Genomic DNA, 17832 nt, shown 5'->3' on the forward strand with positions numbered 1-17832 from the left:
GTTCAATTTAATTAAACAGTGAAGTTAAATTATAGCCTCTAATTAAACTATTTGCTTCTTCCTATAATGGAGAAAAACGTCGGAGGACCTATGATTATCGCCTTTATCAACATGTTTGTTTTTTCATTAGTAATGTCTGCGTCACCAGGCCCGGTCAATATGATTTCGCTTTCAATAGGGGTGAATTGTGGTTTAAAGAGAGCCGTTCCTTTTGTTTTGGGTGCAACATTGGGTTTTACACTTCTTTTGCTCATCATTGGTTTGACCATGGAATTTGGGGCAGGGGAGCTTGGTCACCAATCGTCGCGTTTTCGATCGGTCTTGAGTGTCGGTGGTGCTGTGTTTATGATCTACCTAGGTTGTCGGATGTTTACTTCAGGTTCGGTAACCAGAGCTTCCCTAAAGGACGTCCCCAGTTTTTATGACGGTATGGTTGTTCAGTGGTTAAACCCTAAAGCTTGGGCTGCGTCTATGGCGGGAGTAGGGGCGTTTAATGTAGGGCATTCAACGGCAAAATTGTTACAGTTCGTCTCAATTTATTTTGTGGTTTGTTTTGTGGCGATAGGCTGTTGGGCCGCCTGTGGTGAAAAATTGCAAAGCATGCTGCGGCGGAATTCTAGGCTTGAAGTGTTCAACAGGGTTATGGGAAGTGGCTTGATTGTACTAAGTTTGATACTTCTCGCTCAGTACAATCAAGGCGTTTCTTAGGTCAACGCGCTCAATGTCTTGGTGACAAATGGTTTGACGCTCATTCGAATCACCGCTTGTTATTCTTCTTATTGTTGATTTTGCGTTTCTTTTGTTTTTTACCGTTTTCTTTCAAACAATCAATGTATTTGAAAGTCCGGCAGCTGTTTTTCGAAAAACTATTTTTGTCGTTTGAACAACGTTTTCCTTTACCATACTCGGTGAAGAAGGGAGACTGATGGATTGAGTTTTTTGGGTTCCAGTCCCAAATTTTGAATCGCTCTACGTCGTTGAATCCCTTGCGTTTACAGAGTTGTCTGGCTTTCACTTGTCCGCATCCAGCCCCTTTACTCTTGCACCAGTCGGGGTAGCTCAGTTTTTGAGAAAATACGCCTGCCTCACCCTTCGTCTTATCTTTTTTCAGAATTAGGTCGTGCGCCCATAACCGTTTTCCATTGCCTCGCGCTTTGACATCCACGATGTACCCACACTGGCCATTACGTTGGTTGAGAAATATGGGTTCTTTTGCGACAGTACATTTACGACAAATTCGTTTTCCGGATGGTGTGGTGATGCTGTGACCTGTTTTACACACTCCTTTACTCAGATAGGCGGTTTTCATGAATTGCTTAAACCTGTTGGGGGCAATGGGTTTGAATGCACTAAAACGCTCATAAAGGTTTTGACATTCTTGTGGCCATTTTTTTGCTTTTGTAACTCGACGAAGGCATCCCTTATTGGCTCGTAGAATTGCCTTGACGTAGGTAAGTTCACGCCGAAAATGATCCAAGGTCGCCGTTGATGTTTTGGCCCCGCCAATCTTGATGCTGCTTGATCCGATGCCATACTTTACGCTAATAACCTTAGACGCATTTTTCTGTCTAAGAATTCGAGTATCAATTTTAGCGGTGTTTACCGCGCGCTCCAACGTAGATAGACCATTAAGGATTGTTTTAACTTTTCTAAGTTGGGACCCTTTGAGTCCAAAATCGAACTCAGATTCGGCAATCAAATCTTTATAATCAATCACGAAAACATTAATCAAGTCACGAGTGTCTTTCTTTGCTTGTTTAGGGAAGTCTCGAAAAGCGTTTCTAAAGCTTTTGAGGTTCACGCCGTTGGCCACTTTCGAATCACCGGATGTGCGCATTTCGATGCGCAGATTACTCATTTCCTTGCGTGAGAACTTTCGACCATTAACATTTACTTTAGCGCTACCGCTGCTCCCCATGTAGCTTGCGGCCGCTTCGACTCTGACTTGCTTTTCACTTTCCGACATCGACTTCATCGAGCTGCTGGACAGAAAGCCTTCAATATAACGGCCATTTTTGAAGCCAATCACCGCTTCATCACCACAATAGTCTGCAAACAGGCTGGGTCTGCCTCGCTTTATCGCCTTTTTATATAGAGCTTTAGCGTCTTCCGTGAGTTCATACTTAGCGGAAGGGTTAGAAAATTCAGGCGCTTCGTTATCGCTATAGTAGGCCCACATGGCGCCAGAAGATGCCTCTGAGTTTCTTTTTTCGTAGAATGACAGATCGGTGCTGGCTTGAGCCTTTCCAAGTCCAAACCGGACTTTTACATCCACGCTAACATCCACTTTTTTCTCTTTCATCACCTCTTCAAACGACGTTATGTATTCCAGCCTGGAGTTACCAGCCTCGTTATCCACCGATGACTTTACTCGACTTTTTTTGACCGGTTTTAAGCATACGTTGGCGAGCGCTCCATCTGTTGAGTTGTAGCCTCTTAACATCATCACTTTTCCAGCTGGCGGAGCGATTTCACGCACGTCGTTTTGCTTATACGCGTGAGCGGTTGTTAAATAGGCGCTGGATATTAATAAAAGTGCGGCATGAGATAGCCTCGAAATCCTTGGTGTTTTCATTGTTAGTTCCTATGATGGTTAGCTGCATTAGAGTTAACCGAAAAGGGAATTGAATCCGGACATGCCAATTGACTAAACTCTCACGCATGGCTAGTCTGTTGATTGATTCCATCACGTTACTTCTTGGTCTATTTAACCTTTATAGGATGTTATGAACGACGATATTACTCAGCTTCTAGTCGCTTACCAAGAGGGCGAGAAAGACGTTCTTGATGAGCTTTACCCTATTATTTACAATGACTTGAGATTGATAGCTAAGAAGCAACTTCATCGAAGTTGGGGCGTCGGAACCCTGTCCTCAACGGCGTTGGTTAATGAATCGTACCTAAAGCTGCTTGGTGCAACTTCCATCTCCTTTACTGATAGAGCGCATTTTTTTTCATTGGCGTCAAAAGCCATTAGACAAATAGTTTTAAACTACGCAGAGTCGAAAAACGCACTCAAACGCGGGTCGGATTGGCAGCGTGTGACACTCGATCAGACATTGGCAGATGACCAAAAAAGAGTGGATCAGGTTATTGAAGTAGGCTATGCGCTTGAAGAGATCGAGAGGTTAGACCCGAAGCTGGCTCAATTGGTTGAAATGAAGTTTTTTGCAGGCATGACCGAGTTGGAAATTGCGGAAGTCTGGGGCGTAACCGATCGGACGGTCCGACGAAGTTGGCATAAGGCCAAGGCTTTGCTTGCTCAAGCACTGGCTGTCTAGAAATGGCTCTAGACGTTACACCAGAACGTTGGGAAAAAATCCAAGCGGTGGTGGATGCTTTATTTGATCTGGCGCCGGCAGAGCAGGAGGAGTATGCACGTAAAGCCAGCGGCGATGATGTGCTTTTGTATGATGAGGTCATGCAGGTCTTGGCGTTTGAAGATCGCAGTATGACTTTTTTAGATAGTCCCGCAATGGCTTCTCTTTCTAACACATCTTCGGAGCAGGATCTTCCGGATATCGAAGGGTACCGTCTTCGCGAGCGAATTGGTGTTGGTGGCATGGGCGTTGTGTATCGCGCTGAACGAGATCAGGGTGATTTTACTCAACAGGTTGCGATTAAGCTGTTACCTCAATGGCAAGCCAGAACCAAGTCTAGACAACGCTTTCGTCAAGAACAGCAATTGCTTGCCAATCTTGAGCATCCGAATATCGCAACCCTTTATGGCGGTGGAATGAGTGCCGCCGGGCTACCTTACCTGATCATGGAATACGTTGACGGTATGCCCATAGACAACTATTGCAATGAGAATCAGCTAGGTCTTGCTATTAGACTTCGACTTGTTAGGCAGGTGGCTACGGCTCTGCAGCACGCCCACAGTCAGCTAATTGTGCATAGAGACATCAAGCCATCAAATATTTTGGTGACGCCTGAAGGCGAGGTGAAACTGTTGGATTTTGGTATTGCTAAGTTGGTCGGTGAAGTAGATTTAAATCTGACGCGCACAGAGGAACAGCTAATGACGCCGGGGTACGCTGCACCCGAACAAGTACTGAATTTACCAATTACTGTGTCTACTGACGTATACCAGTTAGGATTGGTGGCCTACCTGCTGTTTACGGGACGGCAAGTGCATTTTGATGCATCAGAATCGGTAGGGGAGTTGGTGAGTGCGATTTGTGAGAAGGAGCCTGTCAAACCCAGCCAAGCGGTTGATGCCAATGCAGGCTTATTGTCCAGCGGAGTTGGTGCCGCGTCCTGGTCAAAATCGTTGCGAGGTGAGTTAGACGCGATTTTACTTACCATGTTGCGCACCCACCAGAATGAGCGTTATGCCTCCATGGCTGAGGTCGTGGCTGACTTCGATGCTTACGTTGATCATCGTCCCATTTCCAGCTTATCTCAAAGTTCCACTTATCACGCTAAGAAGTGGTTGCGTCGTTATCGATCCGCCGTTTCCGTTACAGGCCTTTTCGTTGTAATGCTGGCGGCTTACGCGATAACAACATCGATTCAATCGAAAAAGATTGCAGCCGCGCTAACTCAAAGCGACTTCGAACGGCAGAAGGCACAATCGGTGGCTGATTTCATGGTCGATATGTTCAAAGCGGCTGATCCTAATGTCTCAGGGATCAATACAATCACCGCCAACCAATTGTTAGAGCAAGGCATGGAAAAAATGGAGGGGGATTCTGGCATCAGCCCGTCAATCCAGGCCAGAATGCTAACGTCCATAGGCGAAATCTATTATAGCCAAGGGCAGATCGAAGAGAGCAGGACTACGCTAGAACTTGCCTTGGTAAAGCAAAAGTTGGAAAGCGGGGGCAATGAATTAGACCTCGCCAAGACGCTGACTAATCTCGCGGTTATTTACAATCAAACAGCGGCTCACAGTGAGGCTGAACAGCTCTATATAGAAAGTCTTAATTTACAGAACAGTCGTTTTGCTGATAACAAAACGGAAGAACGTTTTATAGCGAATCTCGCTGAAACGTACAATGGTTATGGCGTGCTTCTACTAGATCGAGGCCAGCTTCTTGAGGCCGAGCGTAGAATTAGCCAGTCCGTTGAGTTGTTAAAAGGGGGCAAGCTTACACATCATGAACAATACGCAAATGCTCTGAGCAATTTGGCCACAATTCGAATTACTCAAGGTCGATTACAAGAGGCCAGTGATCACATGAAAGCAGTGATTGAGTTACAAGAGCGTACCACGGGTGATACCCATCCCTTCTTTTCCCTATATTTAGTCAGTTTGGCAAACGTATTAGTAAAGCTAGAACATTTTGATGAGGCGAGACCCTATATTGATAGGGCTATTTTATTGCAAGTCCAAATATTGGGCGAAAATCACCCTGACCTTGCCAACAGCAAACGTAACTTAGGTGTTTTGATCCAGCATCAGGGTGATATTGAGCAGGCTGAAAAAGAGCTCAGAGAGGCTCTCATTATTCGAGAGGCGAATTTTTTGAAACCCAGTTTAATGACAGGCAACGCATATCGACAATTAGGGAGTGTGCTGATCGATAAGGGTGAATACGATGAGGCGAAGACGGCATTAGAACAAATGAGTCACCACTATAGTTCAGTGAACGCTGGGAATATTACGCTGGGCTTGGGTAGTTGCAGTCAAGCACGTTGGGCGTATCGCCAAGGTTTTTATGAAAAAGCCCTAATTAATTATGAACGGGCGATGGAGCAACTTGCCGGAAATGATTTGCGGTTAGCCGTAGCAGAGACTGGCTATGCACAAACGCTATTGCGCCTCAATAAAACGAACCGATCAATCGAGTATGCGAGAAAAGCGTTTACTACCCGTAGTAAGAGGCTGCCGGTGGGCCACAGTTTAATCGGGCAATCTCAGGCAGTTCTTGGGCTGGCCCACGCGCAGAACGAACAGCTTAGCCAAGCGAGGTCTCATTTACGTAATTCAATTGTCGTCTTAGAGAGTAGCTCTTCCTCTCGCGCCGTTGCTGTCACTGATGTATTGACGATGGCGCGAGCTCGGTTAGCGTCTCTGTAGGAGATTGGTTGTTACTTGGGTGGACGCGGCCTTACCATACAGAACATGACCGGTTGAATGTTTGAAGTTAGGTTTAAGTCCGAAGAGGCCGGAGGTTGATTTTCGTCCTCCGTAGCTGGGCTCAATACAAGACTTGTTATCTGAATCTCAGCACCGTCTTCGCAAACGGATAAGGTATCTTCATTGGGGCGAAGTTCGAAACCTCCCGTTGAGTTTTGTTCCAGACTTAAGATCATTTTTGGTACGCAAATCCCTGAATTATCGAGCTTTTTCCAATGTTTTGGGTTTTTGCACTTTTTGTTGCTGAGGCGTTTGGTGCTGTTCAAGACTGAGTGGTAGTCGACGCATAACCCAATTTCTGGTGATCGAAAGAAGCCCGGTGCGCACTTGATTTTGCATGAGTCTGATTCTGGGTTTTTTGAATTACACTCGAGCTTGCGTGTTTGTTGAAAACTGACCTGCGAGTCAACTAAGGTTAAGCCGACTCGTTTGTGAACGCAGGCTTTGTGATTTGGTAGGCGAATGAAATTCTTACCACAAGCTTTCTTTTTAGCTTTCGTCACCATAAGGCGATCATTGTGGTATTTGATTCTTGTTAGCTTGGTATCCAGAACGCATAGTTGACTATGACCTAGCTGTAGATAGGTGTTACCGCAGTCAGTATTTGCGCGCTTTCGCTTGAAGGATGGCTTGTCAAATCCCTTGGTGCCACAGACTTTTAAGCCAGCGTCTGATTTAAATTCGCTTGGACAACCATCCGACGGTCCAGAAGTGAATGAGTCCGTTTGAGCCATCAAATTAAAAGGCAAAAATAGGAAGATAATGATAGCTGAAAGTGAGTAGGTTTTGCTTTTAGTGTTAATCATAAGGTATTGTTTTAATGAATATTAATTGCTTAGCAAGGGGCTAGTGAACCGACAATGTTGCCACGTTGAGTTAATCTGAAACAGCTCGTACCATAGCGGTCAGAGTAGCATGAGGTGTGTTCGCCTTGCGCCTGACAAGATAGAGTCACTCCGTTCGCGCATGTCGTCGATGCTTTGCAATTGGCTGTAATTTTAATCAATGCTGCAGGGAATTGGCGTTCTAGTTCTTTGCTGTACGCTATTTGAAATTTTCGATCCATGATTTCCTTAGCGTCGTTTTGGCTTTTGCTTAGATTCTGTTTTGCCATTAATGGCGTGAAAACGCTAACCAGAAGCGTTGCTAATACGGCGAATCGAAAATACGCGAACATGTCAGGACCTCCTTATGACGGATTCATCCACATGGATGGCCTGATTATCAAAAGCAACTCGTATGACGGAAGTTGAGTAGGGTGACGTAGAATGCATGTTTTCTCCAATTTGATGGCTCAGATGATGGCGCGGACTCAATTGAGACCGAGATTCACCGCTTGTAATATAAGGGTTTCTTAGTTACCTAAACCGGTTATGGCAATAAATACGGACATCAGAGGTCACGTTACTTTTTCGAGTGGATAATAAAGCCACTAACAATAAGTGTCAGTGGCTGTTATGGCTCCACATTGACCTTGTCAAATTATGACAATTGCTTTTCAAAAGAGTATGAGTGTAGGCTTAGTGGGTAGGGTCAAACAAGTTATCGCTTTCAAGTGTTGTTCTCATTGATTTCCGTTTGATGGGTAATTCTTATTTTTTGGATTTTCTGGTCACATTCTTGGCTATCTAATGCTGTCTTTTCCGACAGGTCTATGTCAGAAACAGATGGATTGTTTGAATCGTCGATCGCCATTCACCGGGTTGTCGTCGGCTAGTCTATTCACTACTTTCTTCCTCCTTGCATTAGAGATGTAACGGTAATCATCTTTATCGATATCCTGTGGAAAAAGAGAAATTTTTGACTCTGCTGTAACTTGGGTGAGTTTCATTTCACGTGAGTGTGGTTGTTGTTCGCGTAGTTGATTGAGTTAGGTTTCAAATGACGCCGGTGCTCATTATTGGTTCTCTTTATTGGTTCTCTGATTTCTCTTTCTATGGCATCCTAGCTGGACTAGGATTGTTGGACACTAATCTTCGAGAAAAGATCCATCGCAAATAAAGGGGTTGAGTAAAGATCATTGACTAATCGAAATCTTTCAGCTTTTCGCTGTTGTAGAAAACTAACGCCATGCTTGGCAAGTCTTACTAGCATGAATCAACGTGTTGCTTGGGCTCGGCCATGCTATCTGGCCGAGTAGTCCTGTGAAATTAGAACTGGTTGATGTGTGCAGGACGGTTAATGCGCAGACGCACCTTGATATGGTTAGCTTATCCATTGAATCGGGCGCGCTAAATGTCCTCTTAGGAAGAACACTCTCGGGCAAAACATCACTAATGAGGGTTTTGGCTGGGTTAGATAAGCCAAGTTCAGGCCGGCTGATATTAGATGGTGACGATATTACAGGCGTTCCGGTGCAAAAAAGGAATGTGTCAATGGTTTATCAACAGTTTATAAATTACCCTCATCTGACTGTTTTCGAAAATATCGCATCTCCACTTAAGGTGGCAGGGCAATCTGAGTCAACCATTAAAGCGAAAGTCGGCGAGGTTGCTGAGCTGCTACATATCAGTGAATTTTTGGATAAATACCCGTTGGCTTTATCTGGCGGTCAACAACAAAGAACATCAATGGCTCGGGCTTTGGTTAAAGACGCAAGTCTTATTTTGTTCGATGAGCCATTGGTGAATTTGGATTACAAGTTAAGAGAAGAGTTGCGCACTGAGTTGCGTACACTGTTTCTCGAAAGAGAGACAATTGTGGTCTACTCAACTACAGAACCATATGAAGCGTTGGCGCTTGGTGGGCATACCGTATTGTTACATGAGGGGCGGCTTATTCAAACGGGAGCTATCATGGATGTGTATAAACAACCTGTGGATTTAATTGCAGCAGACCTTTTGACTGAACCGGCTATTAATGTGCTGCAACGCAGTGAACATGATTTTGAAGGAGTCGATCAATTAGGAATACGACCGGAACACATTAGATTAGAACAGGGCGACGCGAGTGATCTTCGCTTACGCGTTATCGTTGACGTGGCTGAAATCAGTGGTTCTGAAACCTTCCTACACACAAAGAAGCAACGAGTGGATAGTAAAAAGGAACGTATTGAGCACGATGACGTTATCGTGCGATTGCCGGGAATTCACCAATATCAAACTGGTGATTCGATAGACCTGTTTATGCCCCAAGTAAAACTTTTTCAATTTGATTTGGAAGGCAGAACGATCCATCAAGACAATGATCCATCATTAACACGCACGAGGAGCATTGATGTCTGAAATAAGGTTAACTTCGTTGGCGCACAGTTATGATAGCTCTCCCGCAAGTGCTAAGGATTTTGCCTTAAAGGAAATGAATCACGTATGGGAACAAGGCGGAGCGTACGCGCTTCTTGGTCCATCTGGTTGCGGTAAAAGCACGTTACTCAACATAATTTCAGGATTGTTGCGCCCGTCGCATGGCAAGGTTTATTTCGATGGGGAAGATGTGAGTAATGTTGGCCCGGAACAGCGCAATGTTGCGCAGGTGTTTCAGTTTCCTGTGGTGTACGACACGATGACGGTTTATCAAAACCTTGCTTTTCCATTGAAAAATTTAGGGCAGACGAAAGACTCTATTGATAGGCGAGTTAGAGAGGTGTCCGGAGCTCTGGAGCTTGATGGCGTTTTATCGCAAAAAGCGACGAATCTGACGGCGGATGAAAAGCAAAAAGTGTCGATGGGGCGTGGGCTGGTTCGCGAAGATGTCTCAGCAATATTACTTGATGAGCCTCTCACGGTCATTGACCCAAACTTAAAGTGGAAATTACGTCGACAGCTCAAAATATTACATAAGCAGTTTAATATTACTATGGTGTTGGTTACGCATGATCAACTAGAAGCATCAACGTTCGCTGACAAAATTGCTTTGATGTATGACGGTAAAATTGTTCAGTTTGGGACACCTCAAGAGCTGTTTGAGGAGCCGGCGCATTCATTCGTGGGGTACTTTATAGGCAGCCCCGGGATGAACTTTGTGGACGTTAGTTTGCGCGAAGGCCACGCTGAATTTGATCAGGTCTTAGTTCCAATAGAGGCGAATCTATATCAAGCCGCTTTAAATACGCGAACGACAAATATTAAGTTGGGCATCAGGCCTGAATTCGTTAAATTGCACTCGCAAAGGTGCCAAGGGGGACTACCTGTCAGAGTAGTTGATGTGGTAGATCTGGGGGCACATAAAATCGTGGATGTGGCTTTGGGTCGGCAGCGCATTAAAGTTAAAGTCGAGGAAGAGCTCCGCGTTTCGGATGAGGAAGTCTTTATTACGTTTCCTGAGCAAAGGTTAAAGTTGTATGCCGATGATTTATTGATTAGGGTGGAGCACTCGTGATTGAAAAAACGGTAAACCAAAGGGCACTTTGGCTGATATTGCCGGTGTTCATTCTGGTGGCATTTTCATCACTGATCCCGTTGATGACGATCGTTAACTATTCGATTCAGGATATCTTTGATTCGAATAATGCTTACTATGTGGGGGCTGATTGGTACAAGGAGACCCTCAGCGATCCTAGGTTGCGAGAATCACTTGTTCGTCAGTTTGGTTTTTCAGCATCGGTTTTACTGATCGAGATTCCGTTAGGAATTTGCGTGGCATTGATGATGCCTAAGTCAGGTAAGTGGGCATCATGGAGCTTGGTTTTGTTGGCCATTCCATTGTTGATACCTTGGAATGTGGTTGGCACGATATGGCAGATATATGGCCGCGCAGACATTGGCCTGTTAGGGGCGTTTTTATCATATTTAGGATTTGATTATAATTATGCATCTGACCCTATCGATGCTTGGTTAACCGTACTTGCGATGGATGTATGGCATTGGACATCACTGGTTGCCTTGCTCTGTTACTCTGGGTTACGCGCCATCCCGGAGGCTTATTATCAAGCCGCTAAGATAGATCGTGCCACCCCATGGTCAGTATTTAGGTTTATACAATTACCTAAGCTTAAAAACGTCTTAGTAATCGCTGTTTTGTTGCGTTTCATGGACAGTTTTATGATTTACGCTGAACCCTTTGTGTTGACGGGTGGAGGGCCCGGAAATTCCACCACATTTCTCAGTCAAACATTGACTAAAATGGCTATAGGTCAGTTTGATCTTGGCCCAGCTGCCGCGTTCTCATTAATATATTTTCTGATTGTCTTGGCGGTTTCCTATGTCTTTTTTACTACCATCACTCAGATGGATAAAAGAGGAGAGCCATGATGACTAAGAGAAAGTGGCTGGGATTGTGTCTCTACTTGATATTTTTGATGTTGCCGATCTATTGGTTAGTAATCATGTCATTTAAGAGTAACGAAGAAATTTTGGGTCAGCTCACATTTTGGCCTCAGACATTGTCGTTTGATAACTACGTTAAAATTTTTTCTGATCCTACGTGGTACATGGGGTATGTAAATTCCATCCTGTATGTATTGATGAACGTTATTATTACGCTGATCACGGCGTTGCCAGCTGCTTACGCGTTCAGCCGATACCGCTTTCTTGGTGATAAGCATCTGTTTTTTTGGTTACTCACCAATAAAATGTCGCCACCTGCAATTGCACTGTTGCCGTTCTTTCAGCTGTATTCTGCGGTGGGTATATTTGATACGCATATCGCTGTTGCATTGGCGCATTGCCTATTCACAATTCCCTTGGCTGTGTGGATATTAGAAGGGTTTATGTCTGGTGTACCTCGAGAAATAGATGAGACGGCCTACATCGACGGATACAGTTTTCCTCGATTTTTCGTGACAATTTTTCTGCCCATGATCCGCTCAGGAGTAGGTGTCACGGCGTTCTTTTCATTTATGTTCTCTTGGGTCGAGTTATTAATGGCACGAACATTGACCTCTGTCGACGCTAAGCCCATTGGTGCGATCATGACCAGAACAGTAGGCGCTGCCGGTGTGGACTGGGGCTTATTGGCCGCAGCTGGAGTCCTTACTATTATACCGGGATGTTTGGTTGTTTGGTTTGTTAGAAATCACATTGCGCGTGGTTTTGCATTGGGAAGGGTATAGCGATGAAATGGATGGCGTGGACGCAAACGACGGCCATATTTTTTGGGTGTATCGCATTACTTTTGGTAGTGATGACGATTTGGGAAATTACATCTCCGTCGATTGAACGCAAAGGTTTGTTACCAATGGCCACCACACGGGGGGATCGCCTGTTTATCGGGTTGCTCAGTTCGGCGTACATTCATTTGAGTTTTTTGGCGTTAACGGAGTGGTCATTGTGGATTGCCTTAGCCGCATCTGTCGTGTGGGTAGCCGGGCTGATCCGTTGGGGATAAATAATATCGGTAGTTTAGTCTGTGACCGCTAACGTCACGAAAAAGAATATTGAAATTGAGGTAGATATGTCTGGATTTAAAATGAATGTGTTGGTTTTCGCGTTAGGCTTAGCAGCGCTGCTGGGGAGTGTCGCCATTCCTACTCATGCCGACCAGTATTCTGATGCGGCCAATAAATGGGTTGCTCAGGAGTTCACTGATTCAACCCTGAGTAAGGAACAACAGTTGCAGGAGATGGCGTGGTTTACTCAGGCGGCTGAAGCATTTCGAGGCATGTCAATAAACGTCGTCTCAGAGACCATTACAACCCACGAATATGAATCGAAGGTATTAGCAAAAGCGTTCAGTGAGATTACCGGGATAAAATTGACACACGATTTGATTCAAGAGGGTGATGTGGTTGAAAAATTGCAGACTCAAATGCAGTCTGATCGAAATATCTATGATGGCTGGATTAATGACTCGGATCTTATCGGAACCCACGTGCGCTACGGTAAAGTAGTCGCGGTGTCTGACATGATGGCAGGCGAAGCTAAGGAGCTGACCCTTCCTACCTTAGATTTGGATGATTTTATTGGGCTTAGTTTTACCACAGGGCCTGACAAAAAGTTGTATCAGCTACCTGATCAACAGTTTGCTAATCTTTATTGGTTTAGGGCTGATTGGTTTGATCGCGAAGACTTGAAGACGCAGTTTAAAGCTAAATATGGGTATGATCTCGGTGTGCCGATAAACTGGTCTGCGTATGAAGATATCGCGGCATTTTTCTCAAATGATGTTAAGGAAATAGATGGAGCCAGAATCTACGGGCACATGGATTATGGCAAAAAGGATCCGTCGCTTGGCTGGCGATTTACCGATGCTTGGTTTTCAATGGCCGGTGCTGGTGATGTTGGTATTCCGAATGGTCTTCCTGTAGACGAATGGGGTATTCGAGTGGACGGGTGCCGACCCGTTGGTTCAAGTGTGAGTCGAGGTGGAGCCACTAATGGTCCAGCCGCGGTGTACGCGACCAGTAAATACGTCGATTGGTTAAAAAAATACGCTCCACCTGAGGCTCAAGGCATGACTTTCGGCGAAGCCGGGCCGGTTCCTGGTCAGGGCAATGTTGCGCAACAGATATTTTGGTATACCGCGTTCACTGCGGCGTTGACCACGCCTGGCTTACCAGTAGTGAACGACGATGGTACGCCTAAATGGCGAATGGCCCCATCTCCCAAAGGGCCTTATTGGCAAGAAGGTATGAAATTGGGGTATCAAGATGCGGGGTCATGGACCTTCCTGAAATCGACTCCGCAAAAGCGTCGCTTAGCGGCTTGGTTGTACGCCCAATTTACGGTTTCGAAGACAGTGTCACTTAAAAAGACGTTGGTGGGTTTGACACCGATTCGCGAGTCAGACATAAATTCTGCCGCGATGACAAAGGCCGCGCCTAAGTTAGGCGGACTGGTTGAATTTTATCGAAGCCCAGCGCGGTTACAATGGTCACCTACCGGTACGAATGTTCCAGACTACCCAAAATTGGCGCAGTTATGGTGGCAATATATCGCAGAAGCGGCCAGCGGTGAATCGACGGCGCAGGAGGCTTTAGATGGGCTCGCTCGCGCGCAGGACAAAGTGATGTCTCGACTTGAAAGAGCGAAAATTCAAGGAGAGTGCGGCCCCAAATTGAATAAGCCTCAGAGTGCGGAATACTGGCTTAACGCTCCAGGTGCGCCTAAACGTAAACTGGCAAATGAGAAGCCGCAAGGTCGGACCATCGCTTATGACGAGTTGTTAAAACAATGGCAGCAGTAGTCACCCATTGAGTTGATGTTACAGCTCTTTGGCAGAGTGGTGTGCCGGTAGCGACGCTAGGCCGTGTGGTTTTTGATCAACGGCTGAACTATTAAAGGGCTTGGGTTAGTTTTGTTTCTGATCTAGAAGGGGAATTATGAAGAAAGTGGCCATACTACCAAGACCGGGAGTGTTTGATACCTCGCTTGCTGTCACTCTGGATATACTGAGCAGCGCCCAACGCATCCATGACGAATTTTGCGGAGGCATTGTCGAGGTGCAGGTCTCGCTTGTTGGGCATGGTTCTGACTATGTTGAAACGGGGGCAGGTCTTCAAACTCCCCGTCTCTCTGCTGTCGGCGATGTGGTAGCCCCCGACTTCGTTATCCTGCCTGGGCTTGGTATCAATGATTCTGAACTCCTTCTTAAGACACTCGAAGATTCTAATACTCTGAGTGTGATTGATGCACTCAAACGTTTTTATTATCTTGGAGCGACGTTAGCGACTTCTTGCTCCGGAACATTTTTATTCGCCGAAGCGGGTTTATTTGGCGATTCAGAGGCAACCACAAGTTGGTGGTTAGCTGACGCGTTTAGTAAAAGGTACCCCGATGTCACGTTGCGAGCAGATCAAATTTTACTTGTTCAAGACCGTTTGATTTGCGCCGGCGCGGCGTTTGCTCAAGCAGATCTAATGATGGTGATTATCGGTCGTCTTTATGGTGAGGAAACCGCTAGAATGACGGCTCACTATTTGCTGATTGATCGACGAGAGCTGCAATCTCGATACGTACATTCCGCCATGTTGACACGACGCCATCCGGAAATGGAAAAGGTTGAGCGATGGATCAGGCGTCATTTAGCTGAAAATTTTACCATTGTTGATTTAGCCAATGGCGTAGGACTGAGCCCTCGGACTCTAGCCAGGCGAACTAATTCCGCCGTTGGTAAGGCCCCCTTGCAGTTCGTACGACAATTGCGTTTAGAGCACACTATTCATATGTTAGAGACAACAAATCGTTCTTTTGAGGCAATAGCAGATGACGTAGGGTATCAAAATTCCTCTTCACTCAGAAGGTTGGTATTTAAGAGCACAGGAAAACGCCCGAGTGACTTTAGAAGAAGTTTCAGTCACACGGTGTATCCAGCACAAGTTTTAGGGGCTAATTAGTTTCTTACCTTCGCCGCCTGAGTTATATCATGCGCATCATAGCCAGTTGCGGGAACATCGCGCTAAACAACAACAACGCTGCGATTACTCCAAAAAATAACGTAAGTGGTAAGTTTTGTGTCCATGTCTTCGACAGTATCAGTGTGAGCGTAGATCCAAAGTTTGACATCAGCCCCATGAAGATCACCACCCATGGAAACACGCCGTTTTCTACTAAGTAGATGCCGCCTGCGTAGGCAACTAATAGAGCTAGGTTAGACACACCAAAAAGGCGGTACAGAGACGCGGATGACGAGGTCATGCTCGTCGCCAAATCGAGTTTCTGACGTTTATGAAATAGAAATGGAAACACTACGAAGAGTAATGTGACGATAATTTTGAATGATAATACTAGTGTCAATGAGGTCATGATATTCACGATATGAGTCGTTCGTTATTAGAAACTGTATTGTCGATGGTTTCGCGCAATAGGGTCAGTGTCTAATTGGACTGATATCGTGCAATTCTCGCCAAAAGTGTTCTCACATGCGTCAGCTGAGAGTTTGGGCGCGTATCGCGTTAGATCCTTATCTAGTGGTGAAGTAAAGCCTCCGATCATCAATGAGCAACCACCGACTTGTAGCGTAATTCGTGCACAGCACGGTTTTAACTGACGAACAGTATTTAGGGTTGAAAGGCGTCATTCTTCGTCAGTCTATTTCTATTTGAGCTGCTTGTTCGTTAGAAATTCATTGTAGCTGCCTTCAAAATCAGACACCTTATTGTCCTTTATTTCAAGGATGCGGTTAGCCAATGTCGAGACAAATTCACGGTCATGGCTAACAAAAATGAGTGTACCTTCGTATACTTTTAACGCGTTGTTTAATGCTTCTATTGCTTCCATATCCATATGATTGGTTGGTTCATCTAAAATCAATACGTTAGTGTCTTGCATCATTAACTTGCCAAACAGAAGTCTATTCTTCTCTCCACCGGAACAAACTCGTACCTTTTTATTAAAGTCATCTTCGGTGAAAAGCAAATTTCCCAGTAATCCTCTTACCTTCAAATCATCGTGCTTAGGCGTACGCCATTGAGACATCCAATCGAAGAGGCTCAGATTGTTATCAAAGTCTGAGGTGTTGTCCTGGGGGCAATAGCCTACAGAAGCGTTTTCGGCCCATTTGTAGGCACCGCTCGAGGGTGTTAACAGTTGCATTATGCAGCGCAATAACGTGGTTTTGCCCACGCCGTTTTCCCCCAGAATGGCCAGGCGTGAGCCAGCAGGAAGTATTACGTCGTTGGTGGTAAAGAGTGACTCTCCGTTGAATCCATGAGAAAGCCCCTCTAATACCAAGGCGTGGCGGTGCAATTTTCTATGTTGCGTAAACTTCAGCTTAGGCGTCATTCTGCTCGATGCTTTAACTTCATCAAGGCTTATTTTTTCCAGTTTTTTCGCTCTGGAACTCGCTTGTTTGGCCTTAGACGCGTTTGCGCCAAAACGGTTGACGAAGTCTTGCAGTTCGTCTATTTCAGCGCTCTTTTTGCTGTTGCCAGCAAGAAGCTGTTCGCGGATTAAGCTTGATGCCGCTTGAAAATATTCGTAGTTACCGGGATAGATTCGTAATTCACCATAGTCTATGTCGGCCATGTGCGTGCAGACTGAATTTAGAAAGTGACGATCATGAGAGATAATGATCATCGTACATGTTCGTTTGTTTAGCTCTGATGACAACCAATTGATCGTATCAATATCCAGGTTGTTCGTTGGTTCGTCTAACAACAAAATATCGGGGTTGGCGAACAAAGCTTGCGCGAGTAGAACGCGCAGCTTTTTACCTGGAGAGACATCGCTCATTAGTCCAAAATGAAGCTCCTCATCAACACCTGCGTTCAATAATATTTCGCCGGCGCGGCTCTCGGCCGTGTAACCGTCTCTGTCTGCGAATTCAGACTCTAATTCTCCTACCTTCATACCGTCGGCTTCCGACATTTCTGGTAATGAATAAATGCGTTCGCGCTCGCGTTTAATATCCCATAACTCTCTGTCACCCATGATGACAGCATCGATCACTGAGTATTGTTCAAACGCGAATTGATCTTGGCTTAATGTACCGAGTCTTTTTCCGGGTGTGATTGACACATTGCCTGAGGTGGGTTCTAGCTCTCCGCTCATTATTTTCATTAGAGTCGATTTGCCGCATCCATTTGCGCCAATAAGCCCATAACGATTTCCCTTCGTGAACTTGGCCGAAATGTTTTCGAAAAGCGGCTCTGAGCCGAACTGCATGGTGACGTTTGCGGTAGAGATCAAAATTGATTCCTGAGCGTATTAAATTTGGCCGCGCAGTCTACAACCTTATCGGTTTTGAGTATAGTTCAGGGGCGGCGAAATAGTTGTCATCGGTTGAATAGCACCAATTCCAACTCGGAGACAGGGAACTTAGTAGGCCGGTTGGTGGACGCTAATAAATAGCCGAGATAGAGAAGGTGCATCGCGTTGTCATTTGCTGATAACGAATTGTCTGTTTGCCGTGAGCGATTGGTCACTCACTTT

At 45.4% G+C, this 17832-nt stretch carries 15 protein-coding genes; 10 read left to right on the plus strand and 5 right to left on the minus strand.

Annotation, left to right across the window (positions count from 1 at the left end; all coding sequences use genetic code 11):
* The first annotated feature begins 90 nt into the window (after positions 1 to 90).
* Positions 91 to 708: a LysE family translocator gene (locus tag ABWW54_RS05610; protein WP_353411021.1), complete on the plus strand. Its 618-nt coding sequence runs from the start codon at positions 91 to 93 to the stop codon at positions 706 to 708.
* A 49-nt stretch (positions 709 to 757) separates the two neighbouring features.
* Here ABWW54_RS05610 and ABWW54_RS05615 read toward each other — a convergent pair whose 3' ends face one another.
* Positions 758 to 2575 carry a hypothetical protein gene (locus ABWW54_RS05615; protein WP_353411023.1) on the minus strand — a complete coding sequence of 606 codons (1818 nt, stop codon included), beginning with the start codon at positions 2573 to 2575 and terminating at the stop codon, positions 758 to 760.
* A gap of 151 nt (positions 2576 to 2726) precedes the next feature.
* Here ABWW54_RS05615 and ABWW54_RS05620 point away from each other — a divergent pair, with 151 nt between their 5' ends.
* Both ABWW54_RS05620 and ABWW54_RS05625 read left to right on the plus strand, forming a co-directional pair.
* Positions 2727 to 3281, plus strand: a complete 555-nt coding sequence (locus ABWW54_RS05620; RefSeq protein ID WP_353411025.1) for an ECF-type sigma factor — start codon at positions 2727 to 2729, stop codon at positions 3279 to 3281.
* A gap of 2 nt (positions 3282 to 3283) precedes the next feature.
* Positions 3284 to 6025, plus strand: a complete 2742-nt coding sequence (locus ABWW54_RS05625) for a tetratricopeptide repeat protein (RefSeq protein ID WP_353411027.1) — start codon at positions 3284 to 3286, stop codon at positions 6023 to 6025.
* Between the two features lie 11 nt (positions 6026 to 6036).
* Here the strand turns inward: ABWW54_RS05625 and ABWW54_RS05630 are convergent, their stop codons facing one another.
* Together ABWW54_RS05630 and ABWW54_RS05635 are read right to left on the minus strand one after the other, a co-directional pair.
* On the minus strand, positions 6037 to 6891 hold the full coding sequence (locus tag ABWW54_RS05630) for a hypothetical protein (RefSeq protein WP_353411029.1): 855 nt from the start codon (positions 6889 to 6891) through the stop codon (positions 6037 to 6039).
* A 29-nt stretch (positions 6892 to 6920) separates the two neighbouring features.
* Complete coding sequence (locus ABWW54_RS05635) at positions 6921 to 7262, minus strand: hypothetical protein (protein ID WP_353411031.1); 342 nt, start codon at positions 7260 to 7262, stop codon at positions 6921 to 6923.
* A 967-nt stretch (positions 7263 to 8229) separates the two neighbouring features.
* Between ABWW54_RS05635 and ABWW54_RS05640 the strand changes: the two genes are divergently transcribed.
* The 7 genes from ABWW54_RS05640 to ABWW54_RS05670 all read left to right on the plus strand — a co-directional run bounded on the left by ABWW54_RS05640 (position 8230) and on the right by ABWW54_RS05670 (position 15296).
* Complete coding sequence (locus ABWW54_RS05640) at positions 8230 to 9309, plus strand: ABC transporter ATP-binding protein (protein WP_502907764.1); 1080 nt, start codon at positions 8230 to 8232, stop codon at positions 9307 to 9309.
* Positions 9302 to 10402, plus strand: a complete 1101-nt coding sequence (locus tag ABWW54_RS05645; protein ID WP_353411033.1) for an ABC transporter ATP-binding protein — start codon at positions 9302 to 9304, stop codon at positions 10400 to 10402. The genes ABWW54_RS05640 and ABWW54_RS05645 overlap by 8 nt, the downstream gene beginning before the upstream one ends.
* Positions 10399 to 11274, plus strand: a complete 876-nt coding sequence (locus tag ABWW54_RS05650) for a carbohydrate ABC transporter permease (RefSeq protein WP_353411035.1) — start codon at positions 10399 to 10401, stop codon at positions 11272 to 11274. Before ABWW54_RS05645 ends, ABWW54_RS05650 begins: the two co-directional genes overlap by 4 nt.
* A complete protein-coding gene (locus tag ABWW54_RS05655) occupies positions 11274 to 12074 on the plus strand; it encodes a carbohydrate ABC transporter permease (protein WP_353411600.1) in 801 nt (266 codons plus the stop codon). The genes ABWW54_RS05650 and ABWW54_RS05655 overlap by 1 nt, the downstream gene beginning before the upstream one ends.
* 2 nt (positions 12075 to 12076) lie before the next feature.
* A complete protein-coding gene (locus tag ABWW54_RS05660) occupies positions 12077 to 12349 on the plus strand; it encodes a DUF2160 domain-containing protein (protein ID WP_353411037.1) in 273 nt (90 codons plus the stop codon).
* Positions 12350 to 12415: 66 nt separating this feature from the next.
* Positions 12416 to 14146, plus strand: a complete 1731-nt coding sequence (locus ABWW54_RS05665) for an ABC transporter substrate-binding protein (RefSeq protein ID WP_502907765.1) — start codon at positions 12416 to 12418, stop codon at positions 14144 to 14146.
* A 136-nt stretch (positions 14147 to 14282) separates the two neighbouring features.
* Positions 14283 to 15296, plus strand: coding sequence for a GlxA family transcriptional regulator (locus ABWW54_RS05670; RefSeq protein ID WP_353411039.1), 1014 nt, complete (start codon positions 14283 to 14285; stop codon positions 15294 to 15296).
* A gap of 22 nt (positions 15297 to 15318) precedes the next feature.
* Here ABWW54_RS05670 and ABWW54_RS05675 read toward each other — a convergent pair whose 3' ends face one another.
* Together ABWW54_RS05675 and ABWW54_RS05680 are read right to left on the minus strand one after the other, a co-directional pair.
* Positions 15319 to 15705 carry a hypothetical protein gene (locus ABWW54_RS05675; protein ID WP_353411041.1) on the minus strand — a complete coding sequence of 129 codons (387 nt, stop codon included), beginning with the start codon at positions 15703 to 15705 and terminating at the stop codon, positions 15319 to 15321.
* Positions 15706 to 15996: 291 nt separating this feature from the next.
* Positions 15997 to 17589 carry an ABC-F family ATPase gene (locus ABWW54_RS05680; RefSeq protein ID WP_353411043.1) on the minus strand — a complete coding sequence of 531 codons (1593 nt, stop codon included), beginning with the start codon at positions 17587 to 17589 and terminating at the stop codon, positions 15997 to 15999.
* Positions 17590 to 17832 lie beyond the last annotated feature (243 nt).

Source organism: Arenicella sp. 4NH20-0111 (genome assembly GCF_040366405.1).
GTDB lineage: Bacteria > Pseudomonadota > Gammaproteobacteria > Arenicellales > Arenicellaceae > Arenicella.

Bases quoted from the DNA above. Each gene is read 5' to 3' on its own strand.
- ABWW54_RS05610 (WP_353411021.1), top strand. From the start codon at position 91: ATGATTATCGCCTTTATCAACATGTTTGTTTTTTCATTAGTAATGTCT.
- ABWW54_RS05615 (WP_353411023.1), bottom strand. From the start codon at position 2,575: ATGAAAACACCAAGGATTTCGAGGCTATCTCATGCCGCACTTTTATTA.
- ABWW54_RS05620 (WP_353411025.1), top strand. From the start codon at position 2,727: ATGAACGACGATATTACTCAGCTTCTAGTCGCTTACCAAGAGGGCGAG.
- ABWW54_RS05625 (WP_353411027.1), top strand. From the start codon at position 3,284: ATGGCTCTAGACGTTACACCAGAACGTTGGGAAAAAATCCAAGCGGTG.
- ABWW54_RS05630 (WP_353411029.1), bottom strand. From the start codon at position 6,891: ATGATTAACACTAAAAGCAAAACCTACTCACTTTCAGCTATCATTATC.
- ABWW54_RS05635 (WP_353411031.1), bottom strand. From the start codon at position 7,262: ATGTTCGCGTATTTTCGATTCGCCGTATTAGCAACGCTTCTGGTTAGC.
- ABWW54_RS05645 (WP_353411033.1), top strand. From the start codon at position 9,302: ATGTCTGAAATAAGGTTAACTTCGTTGGCGCACAGTTATGATAGCTCT.
- ABWW54_RS05655 (WP_353411600.1), top strand. From the start codon at position 11,274: ATGACTAAGAGAAAGTGGCTGGGATTGTGTCTCTACTTGATATTTTTG.
- ABWW54_RS05660 (WP_353411037.1), top strand. From the start codon at position 12,077: ATGAAATGGATGGCGTGGACGCAAACGACGGCCATATTTTTTGGGTGT.
- ABWW54_RS05665 (WP_502907765.1), top strand. From the start codon at position 12,416: ATGTCTGGATTTAAAATGAATGTGTTGGTTTTCGCGTTAGGCTTAGCA.
- ABWW54_RS05670 (WP_353411039.1), top strand. From the start codon at position 14,283: ATGAAGAAAGTGGCCATACTACCAAGACCGGGAGTGTTTGATACCTCG.
- ABWW54_RS05675 (WP_353411041.1), bottom strand. From the start codon at position 15,705: ATGACCTCATTGACACTAGTATTATCATTCAAAATTATCGTCACATTA.